The sequence below is a fragment of the Stenotrophomonas sp. YJH_SMC_81 genome (assembly GCF_059370875.1).
On the sequence record NZ_JCAFUB010000001.1, the window covers coordinates 726,553 to 748,860 of the forward strand.

Consider the following 22,308-nt stretch of genomic DNA (forward strand, 5'->3'; position numbering starts at 1 on the left):
CCTTCCCCCGTCGTCGTTGTTGCTGGAGTCCCCATGTCCGCCCGCCTGCCCGCGTCGCCGCTCGGCCTCGCCATCGCCCTCGCGCTTTCCTCCGCCGCCGCCCCGGCCCTGGCCCAGGACGCCACCAACCTGGATACGGTGATCGTCACCGGCACCCGTGCCGCCGACCGCACCGTGCTCGAATCCACCTCGCCGGTGGATGTGCTCACCGCCGAGGACATCCGCAAGGCCGGCGTGGTCAACGGTGAGCTGGGCAGCGCGCTGCAGGCGCTGCTGCCGTCGTTCAACTTCCCGCGCCAGTCCAACTCCGGTGGCGCCGACCATGTGCGCGCCGCGCAGCTGCGTGGCCTGTCGCCGGACCAGGTGCTGGTGCTGGTCAACGGCAAGCGCCGCCACCACACCGCGCTGGTCAACACCGACAGCAAGATCGGCAAGGGCACCACCCCGGTCGATTTCAATTCGATTCCGGTCAGTGCGATCAAGCGCATTGAAGTGCTGCGCGATGGCGCCGGTGCGCTGTACGGCTCGGACGCCGTGGCCGGCGTGATCAACGTGATCCTCGACAACGGCGGTGACGGCGGCGAGATCGAGGCGAGCTACGGTGCCAACCACACCGACCTCAAGCCGATCGGCCGCACCCTCACCGATGGCCAGACCGGCAACATCAGCGCCAAGGTCGGCACCTCGCTGGGCGAAGACGGTGGCTTCCTGCGCGTCGGCCTGGAATACAAGCACCGCAACGGCACCAACCGCGCCGGCTTCGACCAGATTCCGCCGTGGGACCAGACCCCGGGCAACCTGGCACTGCGGGGCAAGCGCAACTATGTCCTGGGTGATGGCAAGAGCAAGGACATCAACCTGTGGCTGAACACCGAGATTCCGGTGGGCCAGACCTCGACGTTCTACGCGTTCGGTACCTTCAACCAGCGTGACACCGAAGGCGCGAACTACTTCCGCTATCCCGATGGCGATGCCAACTGGAAGCAGGTCTATCCGAATGGCTACCGGCCGATCTCCGAAGGTGAGAACCGCGACGTGCAGGCCGTGGCCGGCGTGCGCGGGCAGTGGGGCGAATGGAGCTACGACGGCAGCCTGGACTACGGCCAGAATGACTTCACCTATCGCCTGCGTGATTCGCTCAACGCCTCGCTGGGCCCGACCAGCCCGACCCGCTTCAAGACCGCCGATTACGAATATGCGCAGACCGTGGGCAACCTCGATCTGAGTCGCGTGTTCACCCAGAACGACAGCATCAGCCACACCCTGGGCCTGGGCGTGGAAGCACGCCACGAGCGCTACCAGACCCGCCCTGGCGACCCGGCCAGCTATGCCGCCGGCCCGTACACCGACCGCCCGACCGGTTCGCAGGCCGGTGGCGGCCTGACCCCGCAGGATGCGGCGCGCCTGTCGCGCGATGTGGCCAGCGCCTATGCCAGCCTGTCCAGCCAGTTCGGCGAGAAGTTTTCCACTGATCTGGCCGCGCGCTACGAGCACAACGACGACTTCGGCGGCGAACTGACCGGCAAGCTCGGCCTGCGCTATGAGTTCACCCCGGCGTTCGCGCTGCGCGGCGCGATCTCCAACAACTTCCGCGCGCCGTCGCTGGCACAGATCGGCTACGAGTCCACCTCCACCGGCTACAACGCAGGTGGCCAGCTGGTGCAGGGCCGCCTGCTGTCGGTCAACAATCCGATCGCACGCGGCCTGGGGGCACAGAACCTGAAGCCAGAGAAGTCGCTGAACACCTCGCTCGGTTTCACCAGCCGCATCGGCGAGCATTTCGACCTGTCGCTGGACTTCTTCCAGATCGACATCGATGACCGCATCGCACTGTCGGAGAGCATCACCGGTGATGCACTGACCGACTACGTGGCCGCCAACTACGGCGTCAGCGGCCTGCAGAGTGCCAGCTTCTTCGTCAACGCCGCCGACACCCGCACCCGAGGCGCCGAGCTGGTGAGCAACTGGCGGCAGTCGCTGGGCGATGGCCAGCTGCTGCTGACCGGCACCTATGCGTATACCAAGACCACACTGAAGAACGTGCTGGCCACCCCGGCCCAGCTGCGCGCGCTGAATCCGGACTACGTGCTGTTCGGCATCGAGGAGACCAACACGCTTACCGACGCCACACCGCGCACGCGTGGCAGTTTCTCGGCCGCATGGAGCAACGACCACTGGTCGCTGAGCACCCGCGTGAACCGTTATGGCAGCGCCACCCGTGTGTTCAACTTCGGAGACGGCTACATCCCGCGCCAGACCTACCAGGCCGAGTGGCAGCTGGATGCGGAAGTCGAATACCGCATCACCCCGCAGTGGAGCGTGGCCATCGGCGGGCAGAACCTGACCGACAACTATCCGGATCGATCCAACAGCGATATCCACTACTTCGGCAACCTGCCGTACGACGTGCTGTCGCCGATCGGCAGCAACGGTGCGTACTACTACGGCCGCGTCCGCTATACGTTCTGATTGCATTGGACCAATCACTCCCGGTGGGTACGGACCGTTGGTCCGCACTGCCCGGGTTCCATGCAAGCCTCCCCTTCGTGCCGACCAACGGTCGGCACCCACCGGAGGTGATCGCTCTGGGTGGGTGCCGACCGTTCGCCGGCACTACCCCGATCCGTAGCCTGCCCTCGACCCCACGTACACGCCCACGCTGGCAAGCTGGGCTTCATGGCTGAACCGCTCCCCCTGCGTCCGCCGCCGCCATTGCTGGATGACGCCTGCGCGTTGTTCCTCGATGTCGACGGCACCCTGATCGAATTCGCTGCACGCCCGGATGCCGTGCAGCTGCTGCCGGATGTGCGCGAAGCCATCGGCCGCATCAGCGACCGCCTGGAAGGTGCCGTGGCACTGGTCAGTGGCCGCCCGCTCGAACAGCTGGATCAACTGTTCGCTCCGCTGCAACTGCCTGCTGCGGGCCTGCATGGCCATGAACTGCGTGGGCAGGATGGTCGCGTACTGCGCGACGAACACGACGACGACACCGCCGAATGGCTGCACGCACTGCACCAGCAGGCGATGCGCTTCGCCCACGGCCATCCCGGCGTGCTGGTGGAAGACAAGGGTGTCGGCCTGGCCCTGCACTGGCGCGGCGCGCCGCATGCAGCCAGGGACGTCCGCGCCTTCGCCGACCGCCACGTGCGGGGCCGTGCCAGCTACCGCCTGCAGCCCGGCGACCATGTGGTCGAGTTCGTGCCCGTCGGCACCGACAAGGGCCGTGCGGTGCTTCGGATGATGCAGTACCTGCCCTTCCGCGGTCGCCTGCCAGTGTTCCTCGGCGATGACCTGACCGATGAGTTCGGCTTCGATGCCGCCAACGGCCAGCATGGCTGGAGCGTGCTGGTGGGTGAACGTGAACCCAGCGCGGCGGTGTTCGCGCTGCCCGACATACGCAGCGTGCACGCCTGGCTGCGTGAGAATGCCTATTGACCCGGCCAACCCCCACGGCCGCAACCGAGATGTACCGCGTGATGACCCAACCCGATCTTGATCTGGGCGTGGTCGGCAACGGCAGCTTCGGCGCCCTGGTCGACAAACGTGCCCGCGTTGTCTGGAGCTGCCTGCCCACCTTCGACGGCGACCCTACCTTCTGTGCGCTGCTCGGCCCCAGCCAGCAGACCGGTGGCGACTTCGCCATCGAGCTGGAAGACTTCGCCAGCAGCGAGCAGGAATACCTGACCAACACGGCGATCCTGCGCACCGTGCTGCGCGACGCGCACGGCGGCGAACTGGAAATCCTCGACTTCGCCCCACGCTGGCGCCAGAACGACCGTTTCTACCGCCCGGTCAGCCTGATCCGCCAGGTGCGTCCGCTGGCTGGCAGCCCGCGCATCACCGTACGCGCACGCCCGCTGGCGGACTGGGGCGCGCGCGTTCCGGAATCCACCTGGGGCAGCAACCATGTGCGCTGGGTGCTGCCCGAACACGTGCTGCGGCTGACCACCGACGTGCCGGTGCGCTTCGTGCGCGACGGCCTGCCGTTCGTGCTCAACCATCCCATCCACCTGATCCTGGGCGTGGATGAATCGCTCAACCGTTCGATCAGCGGCTATGTGCAGGAGGCCTTCCAGCGTACCCGCGATTACTGGCGCGAATGGGTGCGCTACCTGTCCATTCCCCTGGAATGGCAGGACGCGGTGATCCGCAGTGCGATCACGCTGAAGCTGTGCCAGTACGAGGACAGCGGCGCGATCATCGCGGCGATGACCACCTCCATTCCTGAAGCCCCCGGCAGCGTGCGCAACTGGGATTACCGCTACTGCTGGCTGCGTGATGCCGCGTTCGTGGTGCGTGCATTGAACCGCCTCGGCGCCACGCGCACGATGGAACAGTTCCTCGGCTACATCTTCAACCTGGCCACCACCGACGGTACGCTGCAACCGCTGTACGGCATCGGCTTCGAAGCCAAGCTGGACGAGGATGAGGTCCCCAGCCTGTCCGGCTACCGCGGCATGGGCCCGGTACGACGCGGCAATCTGGCCTGGGTGCAGCGCCAGCACGATGTCTACGGCAGCGTCGTGCTGGCGTCCACGCAGCTGTTCTTCGACCGGCGCCTGCAGGACCCGGGTGATGCGCACACCTTCGCCCGCCTCGAACCCCTCGGCGAGCAGGCCTTCGCCCTGCACGACGTACCCGATGCCGGCCTGTGGGAGTTCCGCGGCCGCACCGAGGTACACACCTACACCAGCGCGATGTGCTGGGCCGCCTGCGACCGCCTGTGCAAGATCGCCGTGCGGCTGAAGCGCGACGACCGCGCCCACTACTGGCGCACACGTGCCGACACCATCCACGCGCGCATCATGGCCGAATCCTGGAGCGAAGAGCTGGGCCACTTCACCGATACCTTCGGTGGCCATCGCCTGGACGCCTCGCTGCTGCTGCTGGCCGACATCGGCTTCATCGACGCGATGGACGCCCGCTTCATTGCCACCGTCGAAGCCATCGGCCGTGACCTCAAGCATGGCAATTCGCTGTACCGCTATGTCGCTCCGGATGACTTCGGTGAACCGGAAACCAGCTTCACCATCTGCACGTTCTGGTACATCGATGCACTGGCGGCGATCGGGCGCCTGGACGAGGCGCGCGAGATGTTCGAACTGCTGCTGAGGCAGCGCAATCACCTGGGCCTGCTGTCGGAGGATCTGGCCTTCGACACCGGCGAGGCCTGGGGCAACTTCCCGCAGACCTATTCGCATGTCGGCCTGATCACCGCCGCGATGCGCCTGTCACGGTCCTGGCAGGAGGCATCGTGAGTCGTCTGGTCGTGGTATCAAATCGTGTGGCCGTGCCCGGCGAGAACCGCGCAGGCGGCCTGGCGGTCGGCCTGCTGGCCGCCCTGAAGGAGCGCGGCGGGCTGTGGTTCGGCTGGAGCGGCAAGACCGTGAAGGAAGGCAGCGGCACGCTGCACCGGCAGAAGGACGGTGACATCGACTACGTCACCATGGACCTGAGCAAGCGCGAAGTCGATGGCTACTACAATGGTTTCGCCAACCGCACGCTGTGGCCACTGCTGCACTTCCGGCTGGACCTGGTCGACTACGACCGCGGCACCCGCGAGACCTACCACAAGGTCAATGCGCTGTTCGCCGACAAGCTCGCGCCATTGCTGCGCGAGGACGACATCGTCTGGATCCACGACTACCACCTGATCCCGCTCGGCGCACTGCTGCGCGAGCGCGGCATCGGCTGCCGCATCGGTTTCTTCCTGCACATCCCGATGCCGTCGGCCGACCTGCTGCAGGCCATGCCCGATCATCTGCGGTTATTCTCCGCGCTGTACGCCTACGACCTGGTCGGCTTCCAGACCCAGCGCGATGCCGATCGCTTCCAGACCTACCTGCGCCTGTTCGGTGGTGGCCGCGTGCTCGACAACGGTGAGCTGGAAGCGCCCGGTGGGCGCCGATTCCGCGCGGCGGCCTTCCCGATCGGCATCGACACCGAACTGATCGCGCGCCAGGCCGGCACCGCCGCGACCAAGACCGCAGTGAAGAACCTGCGCAGCAGCCTGCGGGACCGCCAGCTGGCGATCGGCGTGGATCGCCTGGACTACTCCAAGGGCCTGCCCGAACGCTTCCTCGGCTTCGAGCGCTACCTGCAGCGCCACCCCGACCAGCGCGGCTCGCTCACCTACCTGCAGATCGCGCCGGTCTCGCGCGGCGATGTCACCGAGTACCGGCAGCTGCGCAGCCAACTGGAACAGATCGCCGGCCACATCAACGGTGGCCACGCCGAGCCGGACTGGACGCCGCTGCGCTACGTCAACCAGAACTTCACCCATGCCACGCTCACCGGCTTCTACCGAGCGGCGGCGGTCGGGCTGGTCACGCCGCTGCGCGATGGCATGAACCTGGTGGCCAAGGAATACGTGGCCTCGCAGGACCCGGAGGATCCCGGCGTGCTGGTGCTGTCACTATTGGCCGGCGCCGCCGACGAACTGAAGCAGGCACTGCTGGTGAACCCGCACGACCTCGACGGCGTGGCCGATGCGATCGCCACCGCAGCGACGATGTCGCTGAGCAGGCGCAAGGAACGCTGGCACGCGATGATGGAACATCTGCGCACCTACGACATCAACCACTGGCGCCGCAGCTACCTCGACGCACTCGAAGGCTGAAGAAAAAGGGGACGGAGGGGATTAAGTCGTTTGTGCACAAACGACTTAATCCCCTCCGTCCCCTCTTTCGTCAATCCAGGAACCGCGCGGCCTGTTCCGGTGCGGGTAGATGGCAGGTGTCATGCCGACCGAACCAGCGGTAGCGGTTGCGTGCCAGCGCGCGATACGCCGCATCACGCCAGCCGCGCGGCACGAGCCGCAGCACGCCGGCCAGGCGCCAGGCGCCGCCCAGCCCCGCAAGTACGCGCAGGATCGCATCGGTATCGGTCCAGGCACCCTGTGCGTCCAGCAGCAGGAACGACATCGGGTCCTGCGGATCCAGCCCGTGCGCGCGCAGCATCGCGCTGCCCTTCTGCCCCTGCATCGCTGCAAAGCGGTAGCGCCCCCTGCGGTCGAAACGCAGCAGGAACCGCACCCAGCGATTGCACAGTGCGCACACGCCATCGAACACGATCACCGCGCTGCCAGCCTCGGCGGCAGCGTCACCGCGGTTCGAGCCAACCTTCATAGCGGATCAGGGCTCCGGCCCAGGGCAGCGTCACATCGACCAGGAAAGTGTAGCGCTCGCCCTGCCAGGCTTCACGGCAGCGCACACCGCCGAACCAACGCGTCGGCAGCGGCAGCAGCCCGAACGCCCAGACCCGGCGCACCGACCAGTCAATACCACCGTCGCGGGCCCGCAGCGCGAACTCGAAGCGCACCGCGCCCAGCTGCTCGCGCAGATGCCCGTCGTGCGCCCACAGCCGCGACACCATTGGCCAGCGCCCGAACCGCCGCGCCCACTGCTCGCCCTGCCGGTAGCGGTTGAACGCCACCTCGGTGGGCAGCGCGTCACCGTCCTGTGGCAACCGCGCCAACGCAGCCAGCAGCGGCACCAGCCAGTGCCGCCCCCTCACGATGCAGGCCTGCCCTGCGTAGCGGTGCGGCAACGGCGCGGCATGCAGCGCCTGCACCGGTCCTGCCAGGGTGGCGAAGGCCGGCCCCAGCACACGCGCGAACAGCGGCGGAGTCAGGGCGCGATCCAGGCCAGGGTCGCCATGCGCCCGGTGCAACGATCGCGCCGATGCGAATACAGGTCCGGGTCGGCCATCGTCGACACCGTGCCGCCATACACCTGTGCCGGGTCCATTCCCGCAGACTGCAGGCGCTGCCGCGCCAGCGCGAACAGGTCCACCTTCCAGTGTCCGGGACGGGTCACGACGAACGCCCCCTCAGCAGCGGGATCATGGCCGACGAAGGCGTGATAGACCTCCTCGCCGATCTCATAGTCGGACGGCCCGGCGGCCGGGCCCAGCCAGGCCCGCAGCTGCGCCGGCGGCGTGTGCATCGCGGCCACCGTCGCCTCCAGCATGCCATCGGCCAGGCCGCGCCAGCCGGCGTGGGCCGCGCCCACCTCGCTGCCGTCCGCGGCGGCGAACACCACCGGCAGGCAGTCGGCGGTCAGGATCGCCAGCACCACGCCCGGCACCGAGGTTACCGCCGCGTCGGCCACCGGCTCGCTCGCGCCGGGCACCGGCGGTGCATCGAAGCGCAGCACGGTGCTGCTGTGCACCTGGCGCAGCCAGTGCGGTGCCGAGGGCAGTGCCAGCCCCTGCTGCAGCAGCTGGCGGTTGTGCTCAACGTTGGCTGGGGTATCACCATCGGCCGCGTGCCGGTTGCCCAGGTTGAACTGCGCGAACGGCGCCGGCGAGATGCCCGCACCGTGCCGGCGCGTGGTCAGCGCATGGACGCCTGCGGGCGCCGGCCAGTCGGCCTGCAGCAACGGCAGCGCGGCCGCCATCACCAGCGGTCCCGCTCGCGGGCGGCGAAGGCTTCGCTGTCTTCGCGCAGCACCTTCATCAGGTGCAGCATGTCCTCCGGCACCGGCGCGGTGTTGCGCACCGGTTCACCGGTGATCGGGTGCATGAACTCCAGGGTCTCGGCGTGCAGGGCCTGGCGCTTGAAGCCGCGCAGCGCGGCCACCAGCTCGTCGCTGGCGCCCTTGGGCAGCTTCAGCGCGCCGCCATACAGCGGGTCGCCGATGATCGGATGGCGCACGTGCGCCATGTGCACGCGGATCTGGTGGGTACGGCCGGTTTCCAGGCGGCACTCCAGCGCGGTGTGTGCCCGGAAGCGCTCGCGCAGGCGGTAGTGGGTCACCGCTTCCTTGCCGTCCTCACGCACCGCCATCTTCAGGCGGTCGCGCGGGTGGCGGTCGATCGGGGCATCGGCAGTACCACCGGCCACCAGTGCGCCCATCACGATGGCCAGGTACTGACGGTGCACGTCACGTGCCGCCAGCTGCTCGACCAGCGCGGTCTGCGCTTCCAGGGTCTTGGCCACCACCATCACGCCGCTGGTGTCCTTGTCCAGGCGGTGCACGATGCCGGCGCGCGGCAGCACCGCCACCGACGGATCGCGGAACAGCAGCGCGTTGACCAGGGTGCCGCTGTGGTTGCCGGCACCCGGATGGACCACCAGGCCCACCGGCTTGTTGATCACCAGCAGGTGCTCGTCCTCGAACAGCACGTCCAGCGGGATGTCCTCCGGCTGGGCGTCGGTCTGGGTTTCCAGCACCGCGTTGAGGGTCACCACCTCGCCGCCACGCAGCGGATCGCGCGGGCGCACCTGGGCACCGTCCAGCAGGACCTCACCGGCCTTGATCCACTCGGTCAACCGCGAGCGCGAGTATTCGGGGAACAGTTCGGCCACGACCGCGTCGAAACGACGGCCCGCAGCGGTGTCGGGGACGATGGCCTGGCGGGCCGATTCAGAGGGTTGTTCAGACATGGCAGGGGGCATTCTTTGAAATTTTGGGGTCCCGGCGGCCGGTTTCAGTCGCTGGACAGGACACTAGGCTATCATCGACCCTTCGTATTCCAGCCGCGTCCCGCCTCGACCCCATGATCCGACGCTCCGCCATGCTCTCCGCGCCCGTCCGCCTCACCGCCCTGCTGCTGGTGCTGGTCATCGCCGCAACCGGCTGCCATCGCGGCGCCAAGAAGGGTGATCGCCCCGATGAAGGCGTGCCGGTCGAACAGCTGTACGAGAAAAGCCACAAGCTGATGCAGGGCGGCAACTGGAGCGGCGCCGAAGCCAGCTTCCGCCGCCTGGTGGCCCAGTATCCGTACGGTCCGTACACCGAGCAGGCGATGATCGAAACCGCCTACGCCCAGTACAAGGCCGGCAAGCACGATGACGCGGTGTCCAGCATCGACCGCTTCATCCGTACCTACCCGACCCACCGCAACATTGCCTATCTGTACTACCTGCGCGGCCTGGCCAACTCCAACCGCAGTACGGTTTTCCTGCGCCGCGTATGGTCGCTGGATGCCAGCCGCCGCGACCTGTCCACGCCGCACCAGGCGTACTCGGACTTCAACATCGTGGTTGATCGTTACCCGAACAGCCGCTACGCCGCCGATGCGCGCCAGCGCATGCTGGAGCTGCGTGACGTGTTCGCCCAGCACGAGCTGGACAACGCCCTGTACTACATGCGCCGCGGCGCCTGGGTCTCGGCCGCCGGCCGCGCCAACTACCTGCTGGAGACCTATCCGCAGAGCGCGTTCCAGTACGATGCCGTCGCCGTCCTGGCCGATTCCTACACCCACCTGGGCAACAAGACCCTGGCCGACGACGCCCGCCGCGTCCTGCAGCTGAACCAGCCGGACCACCCGTGGCTGGAAGGCAAGTGGCCGAAGTACCCGTGGATGATCCGCAAGCTGAACCCGTTCGCTGGCGAGAAGTCCGCCAGCACCGGCCAGCGCAACGCGCGACTGGAAAAGAAGTAAGCGAGGGCCCCGAAAGGGGCCCTTCTTCTTTGTAGAGTCGAGCCATCCTCGACTGCTTTCCTCGCCCGCCTCCCCGCGCCGGGGCCGGCACCTAGGAATGCTACGAATCCACGGCGGATGCGACGCCGGTCGCAGCCTGCCCGGGCACGGCCATCCACACTGCAGCGCCACGGCCACACCGGCCATCACGGAGCGCCCCATGGCCTCACTGCCCCGCAGTTTCCGCCCTCTGTCCTGCCTCCTCGCCATCGCGCTGCTGGCGCTGGCCTCGGCGCCGCCGGCCGCCGCACAGGGCGCACCGGGCGATCTGCTGTCCGCAGCCCCCTATCGCGCCACCTGGGTGCCGTCCCAGGCCGCCCAGGCCTACAAACTGCACTACCGCACCCCGGATCACCGCGGGCAGCTGGCCGAAGGCACCGGCCTGCTGTACCTGCCCGCCGGCACGCCGCCCATCGGCGGTTGGCCGGTGGTGTCGTGGGCGCATGGCACCCAGGGCATTGCGGATCGTTGTGCGCCCTCGGTCTCCGGCCCCTACCAACCCGAACGCGACGGGCGCTTTCTTGATCGGTTCCTGGCACAGGGCTATGCAGTGGTCGCCGCGGATTATCAGGGCCTCGGAAGCTCAGGCGACCATGCCTATCTGCATGTGCGCACTGCCGCGCGCAACGCCATCGACATGATCAAGGCCAGCCGCCAGTACCTCGGCAACGGGACGCTGTCGCCGCGCTGGGTCTCGGTCGGCCATTCGCAGGGCGGTGCCGCCGCGCTCACGGCGGGCCACATCGCCCCCACCTATGGCGGACCGTCGCTGCAGTACCGCGGCAGCTTCACCACCGGCACGCCCACCGCAGTCGAACTGACCGCGCTGGTGATGAAGCCGGACAACCGCACAGCCAATCCTGGCGCGCTCAACGCGTATCACGCGTATCTGCTCGATGGCCTGCTGCAGGTCGCGCCACAGATCGACCGCGTCCTCAGCGACGCCGGCCGCGCCCGTGTGGCCGTGGCACGCGAGCAGTGCCTGGGCGAACTGGCCACCACGCTGGACGGCGCCGACACCGGCAGCATGTTCACTGCACCGCTGGCCAGCGTGCCGGGCATCTGGGCGGTGCTGTACGACTATCTCGGCGTACCGCGCCGCGGCTTCAGCCAACCGCTGATGCTGGGCCATGGCAGCCAGGACCGCGATGTGCCCTACCTGACCACCCTGCTGTACGCCGCTGGCCTGGCCCTGCGAGGCGAGCCGGTCGCGTTCCGGCGCTACCCCGTCGACCACCGGGGCACGCTGGGCGCAGCAGCCGCCGATGGCCTGGGGTTCGTACGTGCGCGACTGGGGGACGATCCCTTCAACGACGCTGCGGAAACCGCCGGCCTCGAACAGTTGCTCGACGAAGTCCGGTAGATCCACGCCAAGCGAGGATGATCTTCGACCATCGTGCGGACCAAGATCCGCCCCCACCGGAGAGGGGCCAACGGGTTGCCGGCCAGCGGCCGGCACGACCCGCCAAGCGCTGCCTCAGCCCTTGTAGCCGTTGCTGATCGGGTAGCGCCGCTCGCGGCCGAACGCGCGGCGCGAGACCTTCGGCCCCGGCGCGGCCTGGTGCCGCTTCCACTCGCTGATGCGCACCAGGCGCAGCACGCGGTCGACCACGGCTGCGTCGTAGCCGGCGGCCACGATCTCACCGCGCGACTGCTCCTGGTCGATGTAGCGGTACAGGATGCCGTCCAGCACGTCATAGGCCGGCAGCGAGTCCTGGTCCAGCTGGTTCTCGCGCAGCTCGGCCGACGGCGGGCGGCTGATCACCGCCGGCGGGATCACCGGTGCGCCGCCCACGGTATTGCGCCACTTGGACAGGCCGAACACTTCGGTCTTGTACAGGTCCTTCAGCGGCGCGTAGCCACCGCACATGTCGCCGTAGATGGTGGCGTAGCCGACCGCGTACTCGCTCTTGTTGCCGGTGGTCAGCAGCAGGCCGCCGAACTTGTTGGCCAGCGCCATCAGGATCACGCCGCGGCTGCGCGACTGCAGGTTCTCTTCGGTCACGTCCGGCGCGGTGCCTTCGAACATCGGCGCCAGCGATTCCATCAGGCCCTTGAACGCCGGCTCGATCGACACAGCCTCAAGCTTCACCCCCAGTGCCCGGCACTGCTCGGCGGCCAGGTCGTTGGACAGGCCGGCGGTGTAGCGCGACGGCAGGCGCACGGCGGTCACGTTCTCCGCGCCCATCGCATCCACGGCCAATGCCAGCACCAGGGCCGAGTCGATGCCACCGGACAGGCCCAGCCACACCTTCCTGAAACCGTTCTTGCGGCAGTAGTCCTGGATGCCACGGGTCACCGCGCGCCAGGCCAGCGCGTCCATGCTCTCGTCGCCGTCGTCCATCCACACATGCGGCATGAAGCGGCGGGTCTCACCGTCATACTCCACCACCAGCCACTGGTCGACGAAGGCAGCAGCGGCCGGGTGCACCGTGCCATCACCATCCGCCACCACCGAAGCACCGTCGAACACCAGCGCATCCTGGCCGCCCACCACGTTGAGGTAAGCGATGGCCGCCCCGCTCTCGCGGGTACGCGCGGCCAGCACGGCGTCGCGCTGCGCGTGCTTGCCACGCTCGTAGGGCGAAGCATTCGGCACCACCACCAGCTGCGCACCCGCGCGCATGGTGTCGGCCAGCGGCTCGGCGAACCACAGGTCTTCGCAGATCAGCAGGCCGACCGGAATGCCATTGACCTCGAACACGCAGCTGCCACCATCCGGATCGACGTCGAAGTAGCGGCGCTCGTCGAAGACCGCGTAGTTGGGCAGTTCGCGCTTGCGGTAGGTCTGCTCGACCAGGCCGTCACGCAGTACGCTGGCAGCGTTGTAGACCACCGCGCCAGCCGCCTGCGGCCAGCCGACCACGGCGGTGATGCCACGGCAGGCGGTGGCGATGCGGGTCATCGCCTGCTCGCACTCGTACAGGAAACCCGGGCGCAGCAGCAGGTCCTCCGGCGGGTAGCCGCTCACCGCCAGCTCGGGGAACATCACCAGCTCGGCGCCGTACTCATCGCGCGCCTGGCCGATCATCTCGATGATGCGCTCGGTGTTGCCGGCGACGTCGCCGACCGGGAAGTCGAACTGCGCCATCGCGATGCGGATCGAAGCCATGGGAATCCAGCCTGTGGTTGCAATGCTTCCATTGTAACGCCGCGTCGTGCGCGCGCCGGGGGCGTTCACTGCGTGGACAGCCCCGGCTCAGTAGATCCACGCCATGCGTGGATGGGGTTACCGGAACCGTCAGGGCGCCAGACGCAGAAAGGCCGCCCATAGGCGGCCCTTCTGTTTCAGGCAGCCGGCCAGCGGCCGGCTCTACAGCATCGTCTGCGCGAGGCAGCCGATCTTATTTCACCAGCTTGGCGATGGCAGCGCCCAGGTCGCCCGGCGAACGGACGGTGACCACGCCAGCGGCTTCCATCGCGGCGAACTTGCCTTCCGCGGTGCCCTTGCCGCCCGAGGCGATCGCGCCCGCGTGACCCATGCGCTTGCCGGCCGGAGCCGACGCACCGGCGATGAAACCGACGACCGGCTTCTTCACGTGGTTCTTGATGTACTCGGCGCCGGCTTCTTCGGCGTCACCGCCGATCTCGCCGACCATGATGATGCCTTCGGTCTGCGGGTCTTCGTTGAACAGCTTCAGGCAGTCGACGAAGTTCAGTCCGTTGATCGGGTCACCGCCGATGCCGATGCAGGTGGACTGGCCCAGGCCGACTTCGGTGGTCTGCTTGACCGCTTCATAGGTCAGGGTGCCCGAACGCGACACGATGCCGATCTTGCCCGGCTTGTGGATGTGGCCCGGCATGATGCCGATCTTGCACTCGCCCGGGGTGATGACGCCCGGGCAGTTCGGCCCGATCAGCACGGTGTCCGGGTAGGAACGGGTCAGCACGTTCTTCACGCGCAGCATGTCCAGCACCGGGATGCCTTCGGTGATGCAGACGATGACCTTGATGCCGGCAGCCGCAGCTTCCAGGATCGCGTCGGCCGCGAACGGCGGCGGCACGTAGATGACCGAAGCGTTGGCGCCGGTGCTCTGCACGGCGTCGGCAACGGTGTTGAAGACCGGCAGGTCGATGTGGGTGGTGCCACCCTTGCCCGGGGTCACGCCGCCAACAACCTGGGTGCCGTACTCGATCATCTGAGTGGCGTGGAAGGTGCCCTGCTGGCCGGTGAAGCCCTGCACGATCACCTTGGTGTTCTTGTTAATCAAAACAGACATGGGAATTTCCTTCGGTGTCGTGGATCAGGCGGCGTTCTTGACCGCTTCAACGACCTTCTTGGCGCCGTCGTTGATGTTGTCAGCCGGGATGATGGCCATGCCGCTGTCACGCAGCAGCTGCTTGCCCTCTTCCACGTTGGTGCCTTCCAGGCGCACCACGACCGGAACCTTGACGCCCACTTCCTTCACGGCGGCGATGATGCCTTCGGCAATCATGTCGCAGCGGACGATGCCGCCGAAGATGTTGACGAAGATGCCTTCAACCTTGTCCGAGGACAGGATCAGCTTGAACGCTTCGATGACGCGCTGCTTGTTCGCACCGCCGCCCACGTCGAGGAAGTTCGCCGGCTCGCCGCCGTTGAGCTTGATGACGTCCATGGTGGCCATGGCCAGGCCGGCACCGTTCACCATGCAGCCGATGTTGCCGTCCATGGTGACGTAGTTGATGTCCAGCTCCGAAGCGGTCACTTCGGTTTCATCTTCCTGGGACTTGTCGCGCATCGCGACCAGTTCCTTGTGGCGGAAGTTGGCGTTGTCGTCGCTGTTGAACTTGCCGTCCAGCGCGTACAGGTTGCCGTCGTCCAGGATCGCCAGCGGGTTGATCTCAACCAGCGCCAGGTCCTTCTCGTTGAAGATGCGGTACAGGTTCACCATGATGTTGGCGAACTGGCCGGCCTGCTTGGCGGTCAGCCCCATCTTGAAGCCGATGTCACGACCGTGGTAACCCTGCACGCCCTCGACGAAGTCCACGTTCAGGGTGTGGATCTTGTCCGGGGTCTCGGCAGCGACCTGCTCGATTTCCATGCCGCCTTCGGAAGAGGCGATGTAGCTGATGGTGCGGGTGCCGCGATCCACCAGGACCGACAGGTACAGCTCCTTGACGATCTCACCGGCGGTGGTCACCAGCACCAGGTTGATCGGCAGCTCGACGCCGGCGGTCTGGTAGGTGGCCATCTTGGTGCCGAGCATCTTGGCCGCTGCGGCCTTCACGTCGTCGACGGTCTTGCAGAACTTGACGCCGCCAGCCTTGCCGCGGCCGCCAGCGTGGATCTGCGCCTTGACCATCCAGGGGCCCTGGCCCAGCGACTGGGCGACTTCAACCGCCTCGTCCGGGGTCGCCGCGACCTTGCCGGCCGGGACCGGGATGCCGTATTCGGCAAGCAGTTGTTTTGCCTGGTATTCGTGGAAATTCATGCGTCACCGTGGGAATAGGAACGACCGCACGCAATTCCTCAGGGCCCCCTGGAAGAGGCACCGGCACGGACCGCGGCGGGCCCACTATTGTGGCCGAGCCGGCGCCGGGGCGCAAAGAAGTCTGTACAAAACGCCAGACCCGGCCAGATTTCCGCCGTCATTCAGGCAGTTGCGCCCGGGCGCACGCTGGCTACCGGTATCCATCCCGGGCCAAATGCGCGATCCGAACCGCGCCGGCGGCGCCCTGCCGGGGGCCCTATACTGGTCAGCCAGGGTGCGTCGCGTCGGGGTTGCTCGGCCGCGTCCACCCCAGGCCACATCGAAGCGACGTGCCCGCCCGGCCTCAGGGGACGCCGGGCAGGCCCGCCGCAGATTCCAGACCCAGGCAGCCAGAAGGGGAGTTCCGGCGTGTCACCCAGTGCTTCATTGATCGACCGCATCGAATCGATTCCGCGGCGTGAGCTGTATTTCTTCGCGCTGTACCGGGTGCTGATCGCCTCGGTCATCGCCGCCCTGCTCTACAGCCCCCTGTCGGCGATGGTCGGCGAAGCCCACCACCCGCGGCTGGCCGACACCGTCGCCGCCATCTACCTGGTGCTGTCGCTGCTGGCCCTGGTGATCGGCCGCAACGAACGCTGGCTGCGCCCGATCGTGGTCAGCGGCGTGCTGGTGGACATCGTCGCCGCCACCCTGTTGTCGCATGCCCTGCCCGGTGCCAGCGCCGGCATCTCGATGTCACTGCTGTTCAACATCGCCGCTGCCGCCACCCTGCTGCCGCTCAGCCTGGGGCTGGGCCTGGCGCTGGCCGCCAGCCTCGCCACCGGCGTGGAATACACCTGGAAGCTGCTGGAAGGCGGCGACCCCACCCGTACCCTGGCCGAACTGGCGATGTTCGCCACCAGCTACCTGGCGCTGGCCTTCATCAGTTACCAGGTCGGCAGCCGCGCGCGCCGCAACCAGCAGCTGGCCAACCAGCGCGGCGATGAAGTGGCCAACCTGTTCCAGATCAACGAGCTGATCATCCGCCGCATGCGTACCGGCGTGCTGGTGGTCGACGCCGACAACCGCGTCACCCTGGCCAACGAGGCCGCCTCGATGCTGCTCGGTGACAGCGACGGCAGCGGCGAAAGCGGCCGCCTGGACCTGGCCAGCGCCGCCCCGGAACTCGCCCGTCGCCTGCAGCGCTGGCGCAACGGCTGGGCCCAGGACGAACTGCCGCTGCAGCTCAACCCCGACCAGCCCGAAGTGCAGCCCCGCTTTGCGCGCCTGCTGGCCGGCAGCGAGCTGGCCCTGGTGTTCCTGGACGACTCCAGCGTGGTCTCGCGCCGTGCCGAATCGCTCACCCTGTCAGCAATGGGGCGCTTCTCGGCCAGCCTCGCCCACGAGATCCGCAACCCGCTGGCCGCGATCAACTACGCGGTGCAGCTGCTGGAGGAAGGCACCGGCTTCAACGAAAGCGATCGCCGCCTGCTGCAGATCATCCGCCAGCAGTGCCAGCGCACCAACGGCATCGTCGAAAGCGTGCTGGGCCTGGCCCGGCGCGAGCGCGCCACGCCCGAAAACGTCGACCTGGCCGCCTTCGTGCGCCGCTTCGTGCTGGAGTACAAGCAGGGGCAGACGCTGGAAACCGACAGCATCGAGCCGATCATCAACGACACCTCGGTGCTGGCCCAGGTCGACAGCAAGCACCTCTACCAGGTGCTGACCGTGCTGGTGCACAACGCGCTCAAGTATGGCCGCATCGGCCAGCAACCGGCGCGGGTGCGCCTGCGCGTGGCGCAGCACGAGCGCAGTGCGGTCATCGACGTGATGGATCGTGGCCCCGGCATTCCCGAGAGCGTGGCCGCGCAGTTGTTCCGGCCGTTCTTCACCACGTCCGAGCACGGCACCGGGCTGGGTCTGTACATCGCCCGCGAGCTGTGCCGGGCCAACCAGGCACGGCTGGACTACATCCCGGTACCCGCCGGCGGCTCCTGCTTCCGCCTGGTGTTGCCCGGCCCGCATACGCTGTTGCCCACCTGATCTCGATTCTGTGCGTCAAACATTTGTCGCTTCCAGCCCCCTCGTTTATCTTTCACGCCCATGAACGAAACCCGCAGCGCCCTCGTCGTCGACGACGAACGCGACATCCGCGAACTGCTGGTACTGACGCTCGGCCGCATGGGGCTGCGCATCAGTACCGCAGCCAACCTTGCCGAAGCGCGCGAACTGCTGGCCAGCAATCCGTACGACCTGTGCATCACCGACATGCGCCTGCCGGACGGCAACGGCATCGAGCTGGTCAGCGAGATCGCCCAGCACTACCCGCGCACGCCGGTGGCGATGATCACTGCCTTTGGCAGCATGGACCTGGCGGTGGAAGCGCTGAAGGCCGGCGCCTTCGATTTCGTCAGCAAGCCGGTGGACATCGCCGTGCTGCGTGGCCTGGTCAAGCACGCGCTGGAACTCAACAACACCGAGCGGCCCGTGCCCGGCCCTGCCGCCGAACAAGGGGCGCGACTGCTCGGCGACTCGCCGGCCATGGACGTGCTGCGCACCACCATCGGCAAGGTCGCGCGCAGCCAGGCGCCGGTCTACATCCTCGGTGAATCCGGCGTGGGCAAGGAACTGGTCGCACGCACCATCCACGCCCAGGGCGCCCGCGCGGCCGGCCCGTTCGTACCGGTCAACTGCGGTGCCATTCCCGGCGAGCTGATGGAGAGCGAATTCTTCGGCCACCGCAAGGGCAGCTTCAGCGGCGCCCACGCCGACAAGCCCGGGCTGTTCCAGGCCGCGCATGGCGGCACCCTGTTCCTGGACGAAGTGGCCGAGCTGCCCCTGCAGATGCAGGTGAAGCTGCTGCGCGCGATCCAGGAAAAGTCGGTGCGCGCGGTCGGCGCCGCCAACGAAGAGCCGGTGGACGTGCGCATCCTCTCGGCCACCCACAAGGACCTGGCCGAGCTGGTCGAGGACGGGCGCTTCCGCCACGACCTCTACTACCGCATCAACGTGATTGAGCTGAGGGTGCCGCCGCTGCGCGAGCGTCGCCAGGACCTGCCGGAACTGGCCGCGTCGGTGCTGGCACGGCTGGCCCGCAGCCACGGCCGCCCGACGCCGTTGCTGGCGCCGTCGGCATTGGATGCACTGGCCCAGTACGCCTTCCCCGGCAACGTGCGCGAACTGGAGAACATCCTGGAACGCGCGCTGGCCCTGGCCGAAGAAGACCGCATCGGCGCCGACGACCTGCGCCTGCCGCAGCATGCCCCGCGCACGCCCGGCAGCGCAGCGCACGCCGAGGCCGTGGTGGACCTGCAGCCCGGCAGCGCCGCCCTGCCCTCGTACATCGAACAGCTCGAGCGCAGCGCCATCCAGCGCGCGCTGGAAGAAAACCGCTGGAACAAGACCCGCACCGCCGCGCAGCTCGGCATTACCTTCCGCGCGCTGCGTTACAAGCTGAAGAAGCTGGGGATGGAGTAAGGACAGGGCCCGACGCGGGCCCGCCAACCTGGTAGTGCCGGCCGCTGGCCGGCAACCTCATGCATCGCGGCATCCACGCATGGCGTGGATCGACCTCAATCCTTGGTAACGCGGTTGATCTCGGCCAGGCTGGTGATGCCCGCAGCAGCCTTCTTCAACGCCGACTGGCGCAGATCGTTCACCCCGATCTGCTGTGCGGCCTCGGCAATCTGCAACGCATTGCCGCCAGCCAGCACGATCGTGGCGATCTCGTCGGTCATCGGCATCACCTGGTAGATACCGGTACGGCCCTTGTAGCCCTCGGTGCACTCATCACAGCCGACCGCTTCGTACAGTTCGATACCCGCGTCCAGCTGCGCCTGGGTGAAGCCTTCGGCCAGCAGCGCATGCTCGGGCAGATTGGCCGGGCGCTTGCAGTTGTTGCACAGCCGGCGCGCCAGGCGCTGGGCGATCACCAGCGTCACCGAGCTGGTGATGTTGTACGGCGCGATGCCCATGTTCATCAGGCGCGCGATGGTCTGCGGCGCATCGTTGGTGTGCAGCGTGGACAGCACCATGTGGCCGGTCTGCGCCGCCTTGATCGCGATCTCGGCCGTTTCCAGGTCGCGGATTTCGCCGACCATGATGATGTCCGGATCCTGTCGCAGGAACGAGCGCAGGGCCGCGGCGAAGGTCATGCCGCGCTTGTTGTTCTGCTGCACCTGGTTGACGCCGGGCAGGCGGATTTCCACCGGGTCTTCGGCGGTGGAGATGTTGCGCGTCTCGTCGTTGAGGATACCCAGCGCGGTGTACAGCGACACCGTCTTGCCCGAACCGGTTGGGCCGGTCACCAGCACCATGCCGTACGGCTTGTGGATGGCTTCCAGGAACAGCTTCTGCTGGTCCGGCTCGTAACCCAGCTTGTCGATGCCCAGCTTGGCAGCGCTGCCGTCCAGGATACGCAGCACCACCTTCTCGCCGAACAGGGTCGGCAGCGTACTCACGCGGAAGTCGATCTGCTTGGTCTTGGACAGATTGAGCTTGATGCGTCCGTCCTGCGGTACGCGCTTCTCGGCGATGTCCAGCTGCGCCATCACCTTCAGGCGTGCGGCGATGCGCTGGTTCAGCTTCACCGGCGCGCGCGCGACCATCTTCAGCAGGCCATCGATGCGCAAGCGCACGCGGTAGTCGTCTTCATAGGGCTCGAAGTGGATGTCCGAGGCGCCCTTGCGGATCGCGTCCACCAGCACCTTGTTGACGAACTTCACCACCGGGGTGTCATCGCCCTTGGCATCGATGCCGGCGTCGCCGCCCCCGGAAATGTCCTCGTCACCGCCGGACACATCCAGGTTACCAATGCCATCGTCGTCACCGCCCAGCGCGTCGCCCAGCGTGTCATGGCTGGCATGCCACTGCTCGAGCGTGCGGCGGATCTGGTCCTCATCCACCAGGATCGGTTCCACCACCAGGTTGGTGTGGAACTTGATCTCGTCCAGCGAATGGGTCGGGTTGCTGGTACCCACGAACAGCTTGCCGCCGCGCTTGAACAGCGGCAGCACGTTGTGCTTGCGCAGCAGCTCTTCGCTGACCAGGCTCATCGCGTTCTGGCTGGCGTCGAACGTGGACACGTCGAACAGCGGCATGCCGAACTCGACCGAATTCGCGGCGGCAAGCTGCGCAGCGCTAACCAGCTTGTTCTGAGCGAACCAGGTCGGCAGCGGCTGGCGAGCGGCTGCGGCCTTGGCCATGGCGTCGCGGGCGGCGGCCTCATCCAGGGCGCTGTCCTGGACGAGGCGGCGGGCCAGGCCGGTGATGCCGACGAGGTTGGCGGTGGTTACGGCATTCATGTATGTAGCTCCTACTCCCCCGCGCAGGTTACCGAAGGCGCGTTGCGCGGGGAAGCGCCAGCGCGGTCAACCGTATTCAGCGGACATCTGTCCGCTTGTGCGCCCATGCCAACAGCGCCCCCCCCCCCGATCGCACACCGTCAACCAATTCACTACGTGCGGCAAACCGCTGGCACGTGCCGGCGGCTGCCCGCCTTGACCCTGCAGATCCAGACCAGCAATCCGTCTCCGTTGACGGACGGCACCAGATCGAGGGAAACGCCGCCTGCTGCTTCTGTCGTCCGAATACTCAGAACGCCGTCCCCCTCGCACTGAAGAGCAGCGACATTCCCGGTAGCCACATCCAAGGGCCGGACGTCTGCGCAAGCACGTGCGTCGAGTCTTCCATGGTCCACAATATTCTCCTCGACCGCGATCTTGAAGGGTGCCGTTAACAGGATGCCTTCAGATACCCGTGCCCTCACGGTGTAGTCGCGATAGGAGACCAGTGCAACAGCCGCCAGGATGGCAATGATCGATATCACAACCATGAGCTCGATCAACGAAAATCCGGTTTCCCGTTTCATCACTCCTCCTAGGCCCCCATTTCCTGAGAAGTAGTCCGAATCACACGCCTGCATAAAAAAGGCCCCGCGCAAGCGGGGCCTCATCAGCACTGCTCAGCCGGTGAAATTACGGCTTCTTAGCGGCCGTACGGCAGCTGGCCGGCACGTGCTTGGCTTCACCAGCCGACAGGTTGCAGGTCCAGGTGATCGGCGAATCCAGATCGGCCTGCGCCGGGGTCAGGGTCAAGATCGGCTGGACCTTCGCACCCGTAGCCTGGGTGGTCACAGTGATGACGCCATTGGCGATGCCAATGCTGGCAACATTCGTGGTCGCCTTGCTCACGTAACCGGCTGCAGCAGCATCGGCAACGGCCGTGGCGAGGATACCCTGGGACTGGGCGGTCTCAGCGACAGCCAGCTTGGCTGCGTCAGCCTGGACCAGGCCTTCCGACACCTTGGCGCGAATGGTGTAGTCCTGGTAGGCAGGCAGAGCGATGGCAGCCAGGATGGCAATGATCGCGACGACGATCATCAGTTCGATAAGGGTGAAGCCCTTCTGGTTCTTCATTTTGGTACATCCCCAAGATAGTGATGGTTGATTCAGCGGACAGGTTCGGTCCGGCCAGCGGTCGGTTGAGC

18 protein-coding genes are annotated in these 22,308 nt (G+C 67.1%); 8 read left to right on the top strand and 10 right to left on the bottom strand.

Going from position 1 to position 22,308, the window contains the following annotated elements; translation table 11 throughout:
• Positions 1–33: 33 nt before the first annotated feature.
• The 4 genes from AC5P8U_RS03300 (at position 34) to otsA (ending at position 6,619) form a co-directional block, all read left to right on the top strand.
• Complete coding sequence (locus AC5P8U_RS03300; protein ID WP_188240671.1) at positions 34–2,469, top strand: TonB-dependent receptor plug domain-containing protein; 2,436 nt, start codon at positions 34–36, stop codon at positions 2,467–2,469.
• A gap of 207 nt (positions 2,470–2,676) precedes the next feature.
• The gene (gene otsB / locus AC5P8U_RS03305; RefSeq protein ID WP_061480563.1) at positions 2,677–3,435 is read left to right on the top strand and encodes a trehalose-phosphatase; all 759 of its coding nucleotides are present in this window, start codon (positions 2,677–2,679) and stop codon (positions 3,433–3,435) included.
• Positions 3,436–3,476: 41 nt separating this feature from the next.
• Positions 3,477–5,258 (top strand): glycoside hydrolase family 15 protein, encoded by a 1,782-nt coding sequence (locus AC5P8U_RS03310; RefSeq protein ID WP_072167689.1) that lies wholly within the window; start codon positions 3,477–3,479, stop codon positions 5,256–5,258.
• Positions 5,255–6,619: an alpha,alpha-trehalose-phosphate synthase (UDP-forming) gene (otsA, locus tag AC5P8U_RS03315; RefSeq protein WP_061480565.1), complete on the top strand. Its 1,365-nt coding sequence runs from the start codon at positions 5,255–5,257 to the stop codon at positions 6,617–6,619. Before AC5P8U_RS03310 ends, otsA begins: the two co-directional genes overlap by 4 nt.
• Before the next feature lie 70 nt (positions 6,620–6,689).
• Here otsA and AC5P8U_RS03320 read toward each other — a convergent pair whose 3' ends face one another.
• The 4 genes from AC5P8U_RS03320 to rluD are packed head-to-tail and all read right to left on the bottom strand — an operon-like array spanning position 6,690 to position 9,388.
• Complete coding sequence (locus tag AC5P8U_RS03320) at positions 6,690–7,127, bottom strand: thiol-disulfide oxidoreductase DCC family protein (protein ID WP_072167650.1); 438 nt, start codon at positions 7,125–7,127, stop codon at positions 6,690–6,692.
• Positions 7,102–7,608: a DUF4166 domain-containing protein gene (locus AC5P8U_RS03325; protein WP_088497240.1), complete on the bottom strand. Its 507-nt coding sequence runs from the start codon at positions 7,606–7,608 to the stop codon at positions 7,102–7,104. The genes AC5P8U_RS03320 and AC5P8U_RS03325 overlap by 26 nt, the downstream gene beginning before the upstream one ends.
• Before the next feature lie 20 nt (positions 7,609–7,628).
• Positions 7,629–8,399 carry a peptidoglycan editing factor PgeF gene (gene pgeF / locus AC5P8U_RS03330; protein ID WP_088497231.1) on the bottom strand — a complete coding sequence of 257 codons (771 nt, stop codon included), beginning with the start codon at positions 8,397–8,399 and terminating at the stop codon, positions 7,629–7,631.
• Positions 8,399–9,388, bottom strand: coding sequence for a 23S rRNA pseudouridine(1911/1915/1917) synthase RluD (gene rluD, locus AC5P8U_RS03335; RefSeq protein WP_083297626.1), 990 nt, complete (start codon positions 9,386–9,388; stop codon positions 8,399–8,401). The genes pgeF and rluD overlap by 1 nt, the downstream gene beginning before the upstream one ends.
• Positions 9,389–9,501: 113 nt before the next feature.
• Between rluD and AC5P8U_RS03340 the strand changes: the two genes are divergently transcribed.
• The gene (locus tag AC5P8U_RS03340) at positions 9,502–10,389 is read left to right on the top strand and encodes an outer membrane protein assembly factor BamD (RefSeq protein ID WP_026347042.1); all 888 of its coding nucleotides are present in this window, start codon (positions 9,502–9,504) and stop codon (positions 10,387–10,389) included.
• A 199-nt stretch (positions 10,390–10,588) separates the two neighbouring features.
• Positions 10,589–11,791 carry a lipase family protein gene (locus AC5P8U_RS03345; protein ID WP_088497230.1) on the top strand — a complete coding sequence of 401 codons (1,203 nt, stop codon included), beginning with the start codon at positions 10,589–10,591 and terminating at the stop codon, positions 11,789–11,791.
• Between the two features lie 114 nt (positions 11,792–11,905).
• Here the strand turns inward: AC5P8U_RS03345 and AC5P8U_RS03350 are convergent, their stop codons facing one another.
• From AC5P8U_RS03350 to sucC, 3 genes are all read right to left on the bottom strand, one after another.
• Positions 11,906–13,540 carry an NAD+ synthase gene (locus AC5P8U_RS03350; RefSeq protein WP_053499187.1) on the bottom strand — a complete coding sequence of 545 codons (1,635 nt, stop codon included), beginning with the start codon at positions 13,538–13,540 and terminating at the stop codon, positions 11,906–11,908.
• Positions 13,541–13,772: 232 nt separating this feature from the next.
• Positions 13,773–14,648, bottom strand: a complete 876-nt coding sequence (gene sucD / locus AC5P8U_RS03355) for a succinate--CoA ligase subunit alpha (protein WP_005418610.1) — start codon at positions 14,646–14,648, stop codon at positions 13,773–13,775.
• 24 nt (positions 14,649–14,672) lie between these two features.
• Positions 14,673–15,842, bottom strand: a complete 1,170-nt coding sequence (gene sucC, locus AC5P8U_RS03360) for an ADP-forming succinate--CoA ligase subunit beta (RefSeq protein ID WP_005418614.1) — start codon at positions 15,840–15,842, stop codon at positions 14,673–14,675.
• A gap of 408 nt (positions 15,843–16,250) precedes the next feature.
• On the opposite strand from sucC, the gene AC5P8U_RS03365 reads away from it, so the two are divergent.
• Positions 16,251–17,864, top strand: a complete 1,614-nt coding sequence (locus tag AC5P8U_RS03365) for a sensor histidine kinase (RefSeq protein ID WP_061480577.1) — start codon at positions 16,251–16,253, stop codon at positions 17,862–17,864.
• 60 nt (positions 17,865–17,924) lie between these two features.
• Positions 17,925–19,298 carry a sigma-54-dependent transcriptional regulator gene (locus AC5P8U_RS03370; protein WP_072167645.1) on the top strand — a complete coding sequence of 458 codons (1,374 nt, stop codon included), beginning with the start codon at positions 17,925–17,927 and terminating at the stop codon, positions 19,296–19,298.
• A gap of 95 nt (positions 19,299–19,393) precedes the next feature.
• Here AC5P8U_RS03370 and pilB read toward each other — a convergent pair whose 3' ends face one another.
• The 3 genes from pilB to AC5P8U_RS03385 form a co-directional block, all read right to left on the bottom strand.
• A complete protein-coding gene (gene pilB, locus AC5P8U_RS03375; protein WP_111008103.1) occupies positions 19,394–21,124 on the bottom strand; it encodes a type IV-A pilus assembly ATPase PilB in 1,731 nt (576 codons plus the stop codon).
• Between the two features lie 152 nt (positions 21,125–21,276).
• Complete coding sequence (locus AC5P8U_RS03380) at positions 21,277–21,690, bottom strand: pilin (RefSeq protein WP_065200572.1); 414 nt, start codon at positions 21,688–21,690, stop codon at positions 21,277–21,279.
• A 106-nt stretch (positions 21,691–21,796) separates the two neighbouring features.
• Entirely contained in the window at positions 21,797–22,237 is a 441-nt protein-coding gene (locus AC5P8U_RS03385; RefSeq protein WP_111008104.1) for a pilin, read from the bottom strand.
• Between the last annotated feature and the right edge of the window lie 71 nt (positions 22,238–22,308).